This is a genomic window from Butyricimonas paravirosa, from assembly GCF_032878955.1.
In the GTDB taxonomy this organism is placed as follows: Bacteria; Bacteroidota; Bacteroidia; order Bacteroidales; family Marinifilaceae; genus Butyricimonas; species Butyricimonas paravirosa.
This window is the reverse complement of record NZ_CP043839.1, coordinates 1-14620: the sequence shown is the minus strand read 5'-3', so window position 1 is coordinate 14620 and position 14620 is coordinate 1. Positions and strand designations below refer to the sequence as shown.

General features: G+C 42.3%; 15 protein-coding genes. 6 read left to right on the top strand and 9 right to left on the bottom strand.

Features of this window, described 5'->3' with window-relative positions:
* Nucleotides 1-10: 10 nt before the first annotated feature.
* The 6 genes from F1644_RS00075 to F1644_RS00050 all read right to left on the bottom strand — a co-directional run bounded on the left by F1644_RS00075 (nucleotide 11) and on the right by F1644_RS00050 (nucleotide 6711).
* On the bottom strand, nucleotides 11-1852 hold the full coding sequence (locus F1644_RS00075) for an OmpA family protein (protein ID WP_118302594.1): 1842 nt from the start codon (nucleotides 1850-1852) through the stop codon (nucleotides 11-13).
* A gap of 25 nt (nucleotides 1853-1877) precedes the next feature.
* Nucleotides 1878-2474 (bottom strand): DUF3575 domain-containing protein, encoded by a 597-nt coding sequence (locus F1644_RS00070; RefSeq protein WP_087420626.1) that lies wholly within the window; start codon nucleotides 2472-2474, stop codon nucleotides 1878-1880.
* 28 nt (nucleotides 2475-2502) lie between these two features.
* Entirely contained in the window at nucleotides 2503-3408 is a 906-nt protein-coding gene (locus tag F1644_RS00065) for a FimB/Mfa2 family fimbrial subunit (protein ID WP_118302596.1), read from the bottom strand.
* A 99-nt stretch (nucleotides 3409-3507) separates the two neighbouring features.
* Nucleotides 3508-4728, bottom strand: coding sequence for a FimB/Mfa2 family fimbrial subunit (locus F1644_RS00060; RefSeq protein WP_118302872.1), 1221 nt, complete (start codon nucleotides 4726-4728; stop codon nucleotides 3508-3510).
* A gap of 439 nt (nucleotides 4729-5167) precedes the next feature.
* Nucleotides 5168-6091, bottom strand: a complete 924-nt coding sequence (locus tag F1644_RS00055) for a tyrosine-type recombinase/integrase (RefSeq protein ID WP_087420088.1) — start codon at nucleotides 6089-6091, stop codon at nucleotides 5168-5170.
* 185 nt (nucleotides 6092-6276) lie between these two features.
* On the bottom strand, nucleotides 6277-6711 hold the full coding sequence (locus F1644_RS00050) for a bactofilin family protein (protein ID WP_087420087.1): 435 nt from the start codon (nucleotides 6709-6711) through the stop codon (nucleotides 6277-6279).
* Nucleotides 6712-7022: 311 nt separating this feature from the next.
* On the opposite strand from F1644_RS00050, the gene queC reads away from it, so the two are divergent.
* The 3 genes from queC to F1644_RS00035 all read left to right on the top strand — a co-directional run bounded on the left by queC (nucleotide 7023) and on the right by F1644_RS00035 (nucleotide 9237).
* A complete protein-coding gene (gene queC / locus F1644_RS00045; RefSeq protein ID WP_087420086.1) occupies nucleotides 7023-7700 on the top strand; it encodes a 7-cyano-7-deazaguanine synthase QueC in 678 nt (225 codons plus the stop codon).
* A gap of 145 nt (nucleotides 7701-7845) precedes the next feature.
* Nucleotides 7846-8382, top strand: coding sequence for a 6-pyruvoyl trahydropterin synthase family protein (locus F1644_RS00040; RefSeq protein WP_118302598.1), 537 nt, complete (start codon nucleotides 7846-7848; stop codon nucleotides 8380-8382).
* Between the two features lie 39 nt (nucleotides 8383-8421).
* Nucleotides 8422-9237: a 7-carboxy-7-deazaguanine synthase QueE gene (locus F1644_RS00035; RefSeq protein WP_118302600.1), complete on the top strand. Its 816-nt coding sequence runs from the start codon at nucleotides 8422-8424 to the stop codon at nucleotides 9235-9237.
* Between the two features lie 356 nt (nucleotides 9238-9593).
* Here F1644_RS00035 and F1644_RS00030 read toward each other — a convergent pair whose 3' ends face one another.
* The 3 genes from F1644_RS00030 to F1644_RS00020 form a co-directional block, all read right to left on the bottom strand.
* A complete protein-coding gene (locus tag F1644_RS00030) occupies nucleotides 9594-10097 on the bottom strand; it encodes a glycine cleavage system protein H (RefSeq protein WP_118302602.1) in 504 nt (167 codons plus the stop codon).
* 126 nt (nucleotides 10098-10223) lie between these two features.
* Nucleotides 10224-11636, bottom strand: coding sequence for a hypothetical protein (locus F1644_RS00025; protein WP_118302604.1), 1413 nt, complete (start codon nucleotides 11634-11636; stop codon nucleotides 10224-10226).
* Between the two features lie 20 nt (nucleotides 11637-11656).
* Entirely contained in the window at nucleotides 11657-11971 is a 315-nt protein-coding gene (locus F1644_RS00020) for a hypothetical protein (RefSeq protein ID WP_189021484.1), read from the bottom strand.
* A gap of 304 nt (nucleotides 11972-12275) precedes the next feature.
* Between F1644_RS00020 and F1644_RS22780 the strand changes: the two genes are divergently transcribed.
* The 3 genes from F1644_RS22780 to F1644_RS00005 all read left to right on the top strand — a co-directional run.
* Entirely contained in the window at nucleotides 12276-12584 is a 309-nt protein-coding gene (locus tag F1644_RS22780; RefSeq protein ID WP_317147144.1) for a DUF4372 domain-containing protein, read from the top strand.
* A 59-nt stretch (nucleotides 12585-12643) separates the two neighbouring features.
* Nucleotides 12644-13453, top strand: a complete 810-nt coding sequence (locus tag F1644_RS00010) for an IS4 family transposase (RefSeq protein WP_317147143.1) — start codon at nucleotides 12644-12646, stop codon at nucleotides 13451-13453.
* A 68-nt stretch (nucleotides 13454-13521) separates the two neighbouring features.
* On the top strand, nucleotides 13522-14620 hold a 1099-nt coding region (locus F1644_RS00005), incomplete at its 3' end, for an IS1380-like element IS612 family transposase (protein ID WP_394363632.1).

Genomic DNA, 14620 nt, shown 5'->3' with positions numbered 1-14620 from the left:
CTTTTTAATTCTACCTCTTATGATATATCTCAACACGTCTCGCCTTACGATTCACCTGAATCCAGTCAATATTTCCCTCCGCTTGATTTCCCATCTCTTCCTTCATCTCCTCCGGAGAAAGTCTCACCTTGCCGTGAGCCTTTATATTGAAATCCACATTGACACCATGATCCCGTAAAAACTCGGCAACACTCTTTGCCCTTCTTGCTGACAAGGCATAGTTGTAATTGTCACTACCCATTTCGTCAGCGAAACCGTCAAATCTCAATTCAGAGAAATAATAGGAACCCATTTCATTAATAAACTGCTCCAGGCATTGAATGGATTCTCGAGTCAATTTATCCGAATCGAAATCAAAATAAAGAGTCATTAGCAAACCTTCCGGTGCATATCGTTTTATTGAAATAGTTTCCTTGGTAACCGATTCCGTGGTCCCGTTCAGTAATAAAGCCCCGCCCAGAATCGCGCTTTCCTCGCTCATTCCGAAATGAGGATCTCCCTGCAGGGTCCCCAAATCTTCCTCGGTTTGCAGATAATAAATATCATCCCGGGACTCCATTTCCCGGTCCGAAACAAAATAAGCGGTTCGTAAATCCAGCGGACACATAAAATAGTCGTTGAAAACCGAATTCACCGGATAAGGAAAATGACGCACGCTGCCCGGAACTACTCCCTCTTGATCGTAGTCGGCATTAAACAGGTCATATCCTCCGAAACCCGGTAACCCGTTAGAGGAAAAAATAAGACGTCCTTCATAAAGTACGGGAAAAATCTCGTTCCCTTCCGTGTTGACATCCGCACCCAAATTCATCGGGGTTCCCCACTCCTGTGTCTCTTCGTCCCAATGAACAACGTACAAGTCAAACCCGCCAAATCCTCCCGGCATATCAGAAGTGAACAACAACGATTTCCCGTCATTAAACAAGTAAGGATGAGCATACGAATTTTCCGGGTCTTGCGGGAAAACCGGAATGTACCTTCCAAAACGTTTACTCTGGCTCTTGATCACGGAATAGTACAATTTAGTACGGAAAGGACGATGTTTTTTGTCCACCATCTCCACCGATACATTCTTTTTATCGTACTCGATCACCGTGGTCACCATCACCTGCATATCCGGAGAAAACGTTACCGGTCCATTCTGCAAATCCACCGGAATCTTCCGGAAATAATCGGAATATCTCGGTGATTTCTGTGACATCACCTTTTCCCCAGCCTCCTTCAACTCGTAATAGTGAGTACGATGGAAAAACAACTTTCCGGGATCGTTAAACTTACTGTAACTAATGGCATAGAAAGGTTGTTCCCCGTAATTTCCAATCCAGAACTCGGCATTCGGCGTGTTCAAAGACAACCGTTTGGCCGTGAATCCGGGGAATTCCTGCACGGAATGACGCATGGCAAGAGCCTCCAGTGTATTCTGGTAGCGTTGATACCTGCTATACTGATCTCGATAAGCATTATCCAGACAGATCGCCTCGGCTTTCCGTGCCTGACCTTGAAAACGCAACGCATCTATGTAGTCACACACGTCATCCACGAGGAATAAATTCCGTTCCAGCTCCATCGCCTTCTCGTAATGCCCGATAGCCCAGCTATAATCCCGTACCATGAAATACAAGCGCGCAATCTTCAAATGAAGAGCGGCTTGATTTTGCATATTCTCTTCTTTTTTAAGAGCCGTTTCATACTGCGCCATCGCTTTATTAAACTTCTGCCTTACAAAATTACGGTCAGCCCGTCTTTCCACACGTCCCAGCTTACGTTCCTGTGCTTTCACAGGAAGCGCTCCATCCATCAGGAAAAGAAACACGGCAACCGACAAGAGAATTTGTATCTTCTTTTTTCTCATTTTCAGCAACATTTTATCTGTAACACTAGCGGAATATATTGTATGTAAGACTCACGCCGAACTTCGTCGGACCAATCCATTGCTTGGTCTTCTTGAGTTCCAACGGGAAATTCACGTATTCTCCTCCTAGTTTATATTTATCATACTGGAAATGAGCATATCCAACACCGATATTCATATCCAGCGCCAGACGGGAGTTAAAAGCATATTTGTACCCGAAAGTAATACCTCCCGATACCCCCCATCCTTTCCGGCGATAACTCCGGAGCGGGTCATTGTGTTTCAACAACCCGATATTAAAAGTGCCATACATGGCGTAAGGACCGATATAAAACCCATCCCATGAATCATTCGTGTAAAAATTTTGCGGGTTCCAATAGTATCGTAACTCCGCGGCCCCCATTAACACTCGAAAAACTTCTTCATTCTTCTTAAACATATACGGTAACCACGCCCCCTCGGCATTCACCGTGAGCTGTCGCGTTAACGTGTACTCAAAACCGATATTAGGTGAACCGGTCAACCATAAAGGTACATTTACCTTAACACTTTGCGCCCGTACCCCGCCAAATAAACAAAGCAAAACGGAAACAAGTAAAATATATCGTACAACTGGTTTCATATTATTCTCTTTATTCATGAATATCACATCATTCCATGTTCGTATTTCCACTCTCAATATCTTCATTCCATCCCACGATCGAAACTTTGACCACGACGTAAGAATCGATTTCAATAATAATACGCTGGCCATGCAATAGCCTGAGTGGCAAACCGGTCAGTTTATCTTTCACTTCCACCGGTAAATGATTGACGGCAACACCGTCACGGTCCAGGAATGTATAATTCAGCCTCATAAATTCGCCTTCAACAGACGGTAAATAACGATGATCCACTTCCAGATAATCAGCAGTCGTCTGTTCCGGTAACTCTCCGAAATGAAACATATGATCATCCGGGGTCTGCCGACCAGCTATTGTATCATTTTTCAAATACTGCACGGAGGACGCCCCTTCTGCCAACAATTGCACGTTTACTATGCGTGACACGTCGCCCGGAAAATTCTTAAAACGCACGGTTACTCTTCCTGTGTAATGCTCCAACTCCACCGTGTCTGTACGCAAAATTCCCGGGTGATCGATTACAGGCACAAACTTCTGGAATAACACGTCCGAAGGATGCACGTAATGATTCTCCCCGGAACTGCTATTATTCAGCATAAAAGCAGAGGTTTCCAGTTGTTGTTCATCCACAAATGAAAGACTATCCGTATTCGTATAACAATAGACCTTATATTCACCAGGGGGTAATCTGAAACTAAACAACCCTGCTCTCATACGGGGATCTTTCCACGGGGCAGCCTCGTAACGCGCTCCCACCAATGTTCCTGTCTCGTCATAAACCAGTACACGACAGTCACTAACCTTATTATCCACCACTTCGGGTACGTAAACCTGGTAATTGGTTTCATCTTTAAAATAATCATAGGTACATGACGCGAGCAGGAGCAGGATAATCACACCCGTAAATGCTATGAGAAGTCTGTTCTTTCCCATATTTAATATTTTTGTTGATTTTACACTTATTTCAGATTCCCCGGGAGCAGAGGTCCTGCTCCCAGGCAAATCATCTTGAGTGTATAAAAAGGAATTCTTTTACAGTGTAAGTGCTGATTCTACGATATTACTACTCCAAGCTTCCGGAGCTGAAACACCAATTGTCAAACCACCTTCTGCTCTAGGTTTTGTCGGCACGTCTGTAGTACCTCCTGAACGTAAAGTCAAGTTCACTTCACGAATCGTGTTTGGTGTAAAGTTCTCTTTAATCAAACCAGACCAATAAACAGGACCGTCAGTAGACATCTCATCCCCGTTTGCCAAAATATGACCTGCTTTTCCACGTCCGGAAACAACGATAAAATACTGACGATCGACAGAAGCGTCTGCTGTTGATGCTCCATTAATAGCACGTCCTCCATTATTCGGCCACACGATAACATCTCTCCACATCGTGAAATTATCCTTCAGAATAACCTTCGGGTTATATCCTGAAGCAGGATCGGCCGTGTTAAAAATAGTTCCGTCCTTTATAGCCAATATATTGGCATCGGTTGACGTTGCACTCACTCCACCTGCATTTGCTGCCCCAATTTTCATGTTATCCGGTAAACGATAAATCATGATAGAAGCATCCTGCGTGAAATTAACCGTGTTCAAATTATCCGTTTCGCTATCTTTTACATTCAAACGAACACGCATCATGGCTACTTCACGTTTCAGAGCAATGGCCGACACGGGAGTCGTCGTTCCGGCTGCAACATCTATACCCGTTGCAGATCCCATAAAGATCTCCGACGGCTCCGTATAAGCACTATTACCAGCGGTAGTCAGTTTAGTTGAACAGAACGTCGGGAAAGCTCCATCTGCATGCTCTATCACCAAATTCGAGAGAGTCTTCTGGCGCACATTCCACATCGTCCATTCAGTTGGAGTTGTACCTCCATCAATATAAGTAGTGACTGCATCCGAAGAACTTTTCACGTTCGCAACAGCAACTAACGTGTAACCGGTACCTACCGGTACGTCCGTGTACGTGAAAGTAGTCAACGCACTTGAAGGATTCACGATCGTTGAATAAACCACTTGACCGGACGCGTTGTACAAAAAGAATTGTAATTGTTTGACATTTGCCCATGAAGTTTCCGGAATTGCCGTAGATTGTGGAGCTCTTCCTTCCATACCGGTTTTGTCAAAAGTAACCTGAAACGTTAAACCGGCCTTTTCCGGATCCGGATAATCCGAACCACCACTCTTTGAACAAGCACACACTACCACCATTGCAAGCAATGACCATAATAAACTAAATCTTTTTTTCATAACCCATTCTTTAAAATTACCTAACATTTGAAATCTGACAGAATGTCATCAAAAATTTTTACTACACACTATTTAAATTTACCGTTACTTTGTAGGTAACGGTAAAACATAAAATTTCAAATAAAAAGGGGTCTTTCGGCGGGTTATTATTTATATAATGAATTTTTGTAGTCCGGGAAAGGCGATCTGAACTCCGCCCATCTTTTAGAAAATCAAGGTGGGTAATAGTTTTTTTGTCTCCAAAAAAACTACTACTCAAAAAAAATTGAATTATTTTATCATCTATTGAAAAATAATCGTCGCATTATTTGAAATAATAAAAATATATATATAAATTTGCACTCATTAAAAGATTCCGTTATCTACAAAGTAACGGATTTTTTTCTGACTAATTGTCAGACATTTACCTTCTTGACATCACATAATTCCTATATTATTCTCAACACAACACTTTCTTGGATAGAACAAAAGCCACAAGTGCATTATTTAATTGATTCACCTCATCCTCCCGGTAACGCTGGAAATAAGTCTCGGTCACCTTTACCGATGAATGTCCCATCGCGTCACAAATCAGGCTGGAATTATAATTCTGTCGTAACGCCGTGGTTGCCCAAGTATGGCGCGCCACGTAAGTACTTAATTGCTCTCTAATCTTCAGGAAATACCCGACTTGCCGCAAACGGTAGTTATGCAGACGCAACATCCTGGAATACTGCCGGTACTCGTCCTGCTTGGGGTCCTGAATAATAGGGAGCAAATAAGGAGAATCAGGATACATATCCCTGTATTTCTCGATAATGGCCATCGCCTCGGGGCAAACCACGACAGTCAGTTTTCGTCTCGTCTTGTGCCGGTGATAAACAATCACGTTCCCCTGCAAATCACATTTACGCAAAAATGCCAGATCCACAAAAGGCATCCCGCGTAACAAAAACAGCAGGACAAACATATCCCGGGTAAAAGAAAGCCGTTCAGGCAAAGGCTTTTTATCTGTCATCAACCGACAGATCACCTCCGGGGAAACTGCCCTTTTCACCTGACAATCAATCCCGGTATGTACCCGGCTGAAAAGACGGGGTATATAAGAGGCAATCCCTCGTTCAACCGCTTGGTTATAAACGGATCTCAGCGTCCGCATATATGTTGAAATAGAATTCCATTTCAACTGGTCGGACAACAATTTCCGCTCGAATTGAGATAACCATTCCGGGGTCAATTGCTTAAAACTAACTTCGCGCCCATTCGCAAATTTCTTCAACCGTTTCAAAGTACTCTGATAAACATGAGCAGTACCATCTCGCTGCTCTCGTTCCAACTCGACAATAAGTCGCTCCATAAACTGTGTTAAAAATTCTCGTTTCATCTTCTATCTGTTTAGATTTCAATTTATAGTGTTTTATAATTTAACCCAACCGACACATAATCAAACATATGCCAATTAGCTATTTATGCAAACATTTCAACAACCGACCATTCACTTGTCGTAAAATCGTACATCCAAACCAGGAGAAAATTAAAAGTCTATTTTTAAGAGAATCCAGTCTAAGGCTACTTCTCCTCCACCACCATGACCTTTTCCACTTTGGTGTTCTTTTCCTTCACGGGGACATTCATCCCGGTGGTATTACAAACACCATCGAATCCGGCATTCGGCTCTATTTCCAGCTTACGCGTGTAAACATCACCTTTTACCATGCACCCGGATTTCATGTACAGTTCATTCGTCGCACGAACATCTCCTTGCAACAAACCATACAACACCGCGGTGTCACAGTTCACATTTCCCTTGACTTTTCCTTGTGGACCAATCACAACTTTCCCTTTGCAAATAATATCTCCCTCTAACGTTCCCTCCAGATGTAATCCTCCAGCAATAGTGATTGTCCCTTTCACTATCGTCCCTATTGTAATCATTGTCAGGTTGTCAGCACTGACTTTCATTAATTTTTCAGAGTCATCTTCATTCTTTTTCTTTCCAAACATATCAAATATGAATTAGTCATTAAAAAAGATGAACACTCTTCGATTTTCAAATATTAGTATCTGACAAATATAAAATAAATAGGTGAAATAAGAGCTAATTAGTCAACAAAAAATAGTAAACAAAAAAAGTTTTACACAAGTAAAAATAATGACAGGAAGACCAAAACAAACGGGATTAATACCGTACGGCAAGATTCACGACGCTCAAAAAACTGACAAAAAGTCTTATTTATTACCCATTCCATTTCTTGTTGATCGTAACCCGAAATATATTACCTTTGCAACTATAAATAACAGGAGAAAGGAAGATCATGAAAAAAGCGCTTGTTTTACTATCCGGGGGACTGGATTCAACGACAGCCCTATACGTTGCCCAAGAGCAAGGATTTGATGAATTATATGCTATCACCTTCGAGTACGGGCAAAAACACGATAAAGAGATAAAAGCGGCAAAAGCCGTGGCAAAAGCCGCCGGGGTAAAAGAACACAAATTCGTAAAAATCATGCTGAATCAATGGGACGGCTGTTCCCTCACGGACGAGAAGATGGACATTCACGACGGGGATATAAACCGGACGACCATCCCGGACACGTACGTTCCCGCCCGAAACATGGTATTTCTTTCCGTGGCAGCCTCCTACGCCGACGCTCTTGATATTACCGACATCTTTATTGGGGTCAGCGAGGTCGACTATTCCGGATACGTGGATTGCCGGGAAGAATTCATCCGTTCCATGGAACAAACCATAAACTTGGGAACCGTTCTCGGTGCCGAGAAAAAACAGAAGATCACCCTTCACGCCCCCTTCATGCACATGACCAAGGCCGACGAGGTACATTTGGGGAATCGTTTAGGAGTTGATTACAGCCTCACCTGGACTTGTTACCGCGGCGACGAAAAACCCTGCGGCACCTGCGATAGTTGCCTTCTCCGGGCAAAAGCATTTGAAGAGGCGGGAATAAAAGACCCATTGTTTAATGGAAAATGAAAAATGGAGAATTGAAAATGAAAAAACCGATTTAATTTATGATTTATGAATTACGATTTACGATTGAAAAAGCGTGGACTTCGTGGGTGGAAATCTAAAATCTAAAATCAATAAATTAGTAGGATTTAAAATTTAAAATTGATAAATGGTAATCAGAAAGTTATTCAAATTCGAGGGGGCACACATCGTGCGGAATTGTTCTTCACACCGTTGCCGGGAGAACATTCATGGACATTCGTATATCGTGGAAGTATTCATCACGTCCGACAAGCTGGACCGGGGATACATGGTGATGGACTTCGTACTGCTGGATAAGGTGAAGGAACTCGTGGATAGTTTCGACCATACCTACTCGTTGTGGCAGGAAGAATCCGACGAGTTGAAGACTTTTGTATACAAATACAACCGCCGGGTAGCTGAAATACCCGTCTCTCCTTCTGCTGAAGGATATGCATTGTTATTCCTTTACTTGATCGACAAAATCCTGCAAAACATGGAGCATAAAAACGGGGAAGGAAACGTACAACTCTCCTCCGTTCGGGTACATGAAACGGCAACCGGGTATGCCGAGGCTTTCCGGGAAGACCTGAAACTCGTGAATTTCAATGTTCACGACATCCGTTTTTCCGAGGCAATCCGGGAAGAATGGAAAAATGAGCAGTGGTGGGAAGGAATAAGATAAAAGATAAAAACTAAAAGATAAAAATTAAAAAGCTCACGTATGTTACATTTGGCGAAGGATGGTATTTTCCCGATCACGAAAGACAAGGACGGTAAATTGCTAAAGGAAGTGCCCGCCTCTGGATTACACGTTGCGGGAACGATACAGGGCGAGGGAAAATTAAACGGTATACCTTCTCTGTTTATTCGGTTAGCCGGATGTAACCTCCATTGCACGTGGAAAACACTTGCCGGGAATACTTGCGAATGCGACACGGCATACGCTGCCTTTAAGGTAGAGAATTCGTTCTCCCTGCCCGTGGAAGAGATCGTGCGAATTATCAGTCATAACCGAGGAAACATAGATCATATCGTAATCACGGGTGGCGAACCGTTCTTGCAAGCGGATAAAGTCCGGGCATTGTGCTTACAATTAAAAAAAGAGAGCCATTTTCATATTACCGTCGAAACCAACGCCACGCTTTATGTAGAAGAATGTGCCGAGATGATCGACTTTTTTAGTCTTTCCCCCAAATTATCCGGCTCCGTTCCCCCTGCACCTCACGCGGACCACCACAACAAGACCCGCATTAATATCCCGGCTATACAATCATTTATCACACACGCCCGTAAAAACAAAAAAGACTTTCAATTAAAATTCGTTTACTCCGGGGAAAACGACGTGATCGAAATACAGGCACTTTTGAAACAACTGGATGGATGGGCAAAAGAAGATATCCTATTGATGCCGATGGGAGCCACTCCCGAAGAATTAAGCCTCTCGATCCCCAAAACTCTGGAACATTGCATCCGGAACGGGTGGCGTTTCTGCGATCGGCTTCACATATCTCTTTTTGGCAACAAACAAGGAGTATAAATATAAAAGCGGTATTCTATCCCATTTAAGCACGTGAACATCCGTCAAAAAATACACATTAAGAAAACCCGGACTAACAAAGACGACTCAACTCGACTTTATCTCGGCTTTAAGTCAGCTATATCTCAGCTGCGTGCAATATTTAGGGAATAATATCGGTTGTAAATCTTTCTGACTACTTACAATTGTCCATCTCCACTCTTCCTCTTACATACGTGTCATTATCTCTTCGTTATTCGTCATTATCCACTCGCCCCTAGGAACGGAGAGATAACAAAAGGATAACGACAAAATATGAAAAGGATGCAAGCTGAAGAGTGGAGATAGACAAATTTTAACACAAAAGAAGGAAAATCCTATTTGATGTAATCAGCATACTCCTGATCACCCATCAAATTCTCCAATTGATCTCTTTTCAAATGACATTTGTATACCCAAACTTGATTAGCTTGCATTTGAGAAGGATTTTCTATCAGAGGATTGATACCCTTCACCACTCCGGCACATGGTGCATACAACTTTGTAAAACCACCGGAACCTTCTATTTCTGCCAGCAATTCACCTTTTACGAAAGTTTCATCCACCGCCTTGGCCGGAACGATTAAACCTACAGCTCCACCAATAACTCTCACATGATCATAAGAAATACCCACCTGTATAAAATCATCACCATTTTTCAACCAGCTATGATCTTTCGTATAACGATTGCCATTCTGTTCCAACTGCGAATAATACGCTTGATCCCGAGCCTGTGAAGGCAACGAAGGCATATTCACGTTACCAGCCTCTATATTCCGGTTACCCCCGGAAAATAAAGCTATTAAAAATAAAATTTGAATAAAGAAAAAAACTCTTTTCATGCCCCTTTATTTTTTTGATTATTAAATAAAACACGTTTACACGCTGTCAGCAAAGTTAATAATTGTATTCAACATCATATCAGATTCTTACAAATTATTCTTCAAGTTTTAATGTTGCCTATTCTACTACCCCCGTTCTTTATAAACAATCGCAATAGGTTTATCTGCAATATTGTGGTATTGATTTACCAAGACAGAAGTCTTTACATCATAGATATACAAATGCCCTTTCAGAGCTTCTGTTTCATCTTTTTCATACAAACCAACATATAGCAAGGTTCCATCCGTGTTCATCGACAAACTGGTGATCTCCATTCCCTCAGGTATCGAAATAACAGGTGTCGTCAACAACCGATTCTTCAAATCCCAATAATATATACCATCCTCGCACGTGTAATACAGACAACTACATGATTTACTCCCGGTAAGCAACGAATTCCGGTTAACTTTCAGTGAAACCGGACTATCATAGAATTGAAGAATGGTCGGGTTACCCAAGCTGAAAGTTGTTTGGGACAAATAGATATAGGAAGGCATCACTTTATAGGTAGCTATGACATACACGCTACTCCCAACAGGACAAATACCCCAAATATTAAAATCGACATACTTGTTTAAAGAGCTATTTACCCCTCCGAGCGAAAGAGAATAGAACACGGACGTTTCATAATTAACAAACACGGGTCTATCCACCGAAACAGCCGCATCAACATCCAGATCTTTAAAATATTCTGTCAGCACTAATTCATCTAAAACGTAATCATACACGTATCCCCGTCTGTCACGAGAGATGAGATATATGTTATTATTAGCAGAAACCCCGGCAAACTTCACGAAAGCACATCCCGGATATAATTCCTTAAACGAAGTTATTCCTTCAACATCGAAAGTTCGGGAATCCATATTATAAATCCTTCCCTCCTCACCGGAACAAACCAATAAACGATTATTTACCTGCACCATGTCGGTCACATCCTCCATTTTCGTTTGCGGGTTTATCAGCTCCATTATATCCGTCCGGAACATAGGCACTTTCCCGGTATTAATTTCCTCCTTTGTTAGTGTTCTCATAAAAGAAATTCGTCCTTTTCCATCCCCATCCCGACTTAACACCGTGATCCCCTCCGAAAACTCGGTATCTATCTGTAAAACAAAATATTTATACCGGATCGTTTCCCCGTTATCAACCCTCAATCGTAACCCGAAAGTTCCCAATTCCCGAAAAGCATATCTCAATTCCGGATCGTGCGACACGATATGTAACGAATCTTTAATCGGATAGGAGGCCATTCCATTTTCATCCGTATTCAACGTTCCGTAACTCCATTCATAAGCGAGAGGTAACTCTTCCCCGGATTGTTCCACGCTCAAATCACTTACCACAAATTCCTCACCGAAATAAGCCGTCAGCGTGTCATGAGGTGTGGAAATCGTGATTTCCGATAACTCCCGATCTCCCAACGAAGACTGATCATCCAGACAAGATCCCAACCCGAATAAGGTAAAACACAAGATCCCGATACTGTATTTCGTTTTCATCTCCAATAACTTTTATTTGCTTAACGAATAAACCGATCCGGATCAACCATAGCAAACCCTTCGTACGTGTTTTCCGGATCACTATAATACTCGTAAGCAGGTTTCAACACGTATTTTATCCAAATCATATTTCCCGGCATCTGAAAAAAAGCTGTCGGGGCATTTTCCAGAAACTTCCCGTACTCCTTCTCTTTTTCGGCATAAAACACGGGTTTTAACTCTTCTAAGGCCCAAAAATTTTCCAGTATCTTCAAATATAATCTATCATTATTATTGTTATATTCTCCTAGGTAATAACTGGCCCACCAAGTTGGCTGCGCTAGTTTCCCATCCATAATGGAAAGGCAATAATGATCCCCTTCCATCGGTCTAAAATAGTCGTTCTCCCGAAACTTCAAATAAACCTTAATTCCGCAACACTTTGATTTAAATTAATTTATAAGTTCCTGAGCAACAAAAAGTTGCCCAGGATTTTGCTGTGTCAGATTTTTCACTTATCTTAGTGTTGCAATTATTAGTGGTGCGATAAAAACCACACCACTGTAGTTAAACGATTAATTTTTAGTCAAATATAAGCGTTCATTGATTTTTTGATTTGAAAATGATTTATTAGTCCTGTAGTTTCAACACATCAGGATTATGAATCAAGGCAAGTTTGTATTTTCCCAAGTTGTCGAGTATATACCGCGTTATCAGTTTGATAAACTCGTAAAGCAATATAAAGGAGATTGGCATACCAAAAATCTCAGCAGTTACAATCACCTCCTTCATCTGCTTTTCGGACAGTTGACAGGATGTGATTCTCTGAGGGATATTTGTCTATGCCTCGAAGCCCATAACAAGATGCTTTATCATCTCGGTTTTCGTAAGGCCGTGAACCATACCTCATTGTCTCGTGCAAACGAAAGCAGGGATTATCGCATTTTTGAGGGCTGGGCCTTTATTTGATTGCCACGGTCAGACCGATGTTCTCAAATATCCAACTGTCTCAAATTACCATTGATAACGTGATATATGCGCTTGATTCCACGACCATATCAACCAGTATAAGGCTTGCAACGTGGGCTTTGGGGAAATACAGCAAAGGAGCTGTCAAGATGCACGCCCTGTTGGATTTGAGAGGCAGCATACCTGCCAATATCCATATCACGGACGGCAAGTGGCATGACAGCAACGAGCTTGATGCACTGGCACCGGAGCCTTATGCTTTCTACGTGATGGATAAGGCCTATGTTGACTTTAAAGCACTTTTCAGATTTCATCAGGCTCAGGCATTTTGGGTATCACGTCCAAAAGAGAACATGAAATTCGAGACTGTCGAGCAGATGGATATTTCCGATGTCAAGTCTGGCGTACTGGAAGACTCCCGTATAAGGGTAACGGGGTATAACTCAAGCAAGCTGTATCCCGAAGCCATGAGATTTGTCCGCGTTTATGACCCTGATAATGATACTATTGTGGACTTTATATCCAATAACTTTGAAGTCAGTGCCTTGGAAATATCCAACTTGTACCGCCATCGATGGGATATAGAGGTATTCTTCAAGTGGATTAAACAGAACATTACCGTAAAAACTCTGTGGGGATATTCGGAAAATGCTGTCAAAATCCATCTTTGGGCTGCCATCATATCGTATCTGACAGTAGTAAGAATAAAGGTTGCCAGCAACAGCCCTTATTCAATCACCGAGGTGGCTACCCTGATTAGAATATCCGCGTTGGAAAGGACTGACCTGCGGTCGTTGATAACCAAGCTAGACTCATCAATCATTTCAAACCAAAATGTCAAAGAACTCTCGTTATTTGATGATATTTAAAACTAATGCGATTTTATCGCACCAGTAGTATGTTGCAATTAGAAAACAAGCGAAAATCGTAACAAGGCATGGCAAAGGTACAAATAAAATCTGAGAAACTCACACCTTTTGGAGGAATTTTTTCAATCATGGAGAAATTTGACTCCATGCTTTCACCCGTTATCGACTCAACACTGGGTCAGAGATGCCGCAGTATCATCGGATATCAGTTCAGCGAGATAGTCCGTTCGCTGATGAGCGTTTATTTCTGTGGCGGCTCATGCGTGGAAGACGTAACGTCACAACTGATGCGCCATCTCTCGTATCATCCTACCCTTCGTACATGCAGCTCTGATACCATCCTCAGAGCCATCAAGGAACTGACAAAGGAAAACATCTCCTATACTTCCGACCAAGGCAAGACCTATGATTTCAATACTGCAGACAAACTCAACACATTGCTTATAAACGCTTTGGTTTCTACAGGCGAGTTGAAGGAAATTGAGGAATACGATGTTGACTTTGACCATCAGTTTCTTGAAACGGAGAAGTATGATGCAAAACCGACCTACAAAAAGTTCCTCGGCTACAGGCCTGGCGTATATGTTATCGGTGACAAGATAGTCTATATCGAGAACAGCGATGGCAACACGAATGTGCGTTTTCATCAGGCAGACACCCATAAGAGATTCTTCGCTCTTCTGGAATCCCAGAACATCCGTGTAAATCGCTTCAGGGCAGACTGCGGTTCCTGCTCGAAGGAAATCGTCAGTGAGATAGAGAAGCATTGCAAACATTTCTACATCCGTGCCAACCGATGCAGTTCGCTCTACAATGACATCTTTGCTCTGAGAGGATGGAAGACGGAGGAGATTAACGGCATCCAGTTCGAACTCAATTCCATTCTCGTTGAGAAATGGGAAGGCAAGTGCTATCGTCTTGTCATCCAGAGACAAAGACGCAACAGTGGCGACCTTGACCTGTGGGAAGGCGAATACACTTACCGTTGTATTCTGACCAACGATTACAAGTCATCGACAAGGGACATTGTTGAATTCTACAATCTGCGTGGCGGCAAGGAACGTATCTTTGACGACATGAACAACGGATTCGGTTGGAGCAGGCTCCCCAAGTCATTCATGGCGGAGAATACTGTCTTTCTTCTGCTTACTGCATTGATACACAATT

Bases quoted from the DNA above. Each gene is read 5' to 3' on its own strand.
- F1644_RS00070 (WP_087420626.1), bottom strand. From the start codon at position 2,474: ATGAAACCAGTTGTACGATATATTTTACTTGTTTCCGTTTTGCTTTGT.
- F1644_RS00035 (WP_118302600.1), top strand. From the start codon at position 8,422: ATGTTACATTTGGCGAAGGATGGTATTTTCCCGATCACGAAAGACAAG.
- F1644_RS00020 (WP_189021484.1), bottom strand. From the start codon at position 11,971: ATGGATGGGAAACTAGCGCAGCCAACTTGGTGGGCCAGTTATTACCTA.
- F1644_RS00075 (WP_118302594.1), bottom strand. From the start codon at position 1,852: ATGAGAAAAAAGAAGATACAAATTCTCTTGTCGGTTGCCGTGTTTCTT.
- F1644_RS00040 (WP_118302598.1), top strand. From the start codon at position 7,846: ATGGTAATCAGAAAGTTATTCAAATTCGAGGGGGCACACATCGTGCGG.
- F1644_RS00055 (WP_087420088.1), bottom strand. From the start codon at position 6,091: ATGAAACGAGAATTTTTAACACAGTTTATGGAGCGACTTATTGTCGAG.
- F1644_RS00060 (WP_118302872.1), bottom strand. From the start codon at position 4,728: ATGAAAAAAAGATTTAGTTTATTATGGTCATTGCTTGCAATGGTGGTA.
- queC (WP_087420086.1), top strand. From the start codon at position 7,023: ATGAAAAAAGCGCTTGTTTTACTATCCGGGGGACTGGATTCAACGACA.
- F1644_RS00065 (WP_118302596.1), bottom strand. From the start codon at position 3,408: ATGGGAAAGAACAGACTTCTCATAGCATTTACGGGTGTGATTATCCTG.
- F1644_RS22780 (WP_317147144.1), top strand. From the start codon at position 12,276: ATGAATCAAGGCAAGTTTGTATTTTCCCAAGTTGTCGAGTATATACCG.
- F1644_RS00030 (WP_118302602.1), bottom strand. From the start codon at position 10,097: ATGAAAAGAGTTTTTTTCTTTATTCAAATTTTATTTTTAATAGCTTTA.
- F1644_RS00025 (WP_118302604.1), bottom strand. From the start codon at position 11,636: ATGAAAACGAAATACAGTATCGGGATCTTGTGTTTTACCTTATTCGGG.
- F1644_RS00050 (WP_087420087.1), bottom strand. From the start codon at position 6,711: ATGTTTGGAAAGAAAAAGAATGAAGATGACTCTGAAAAATTAATGAAA.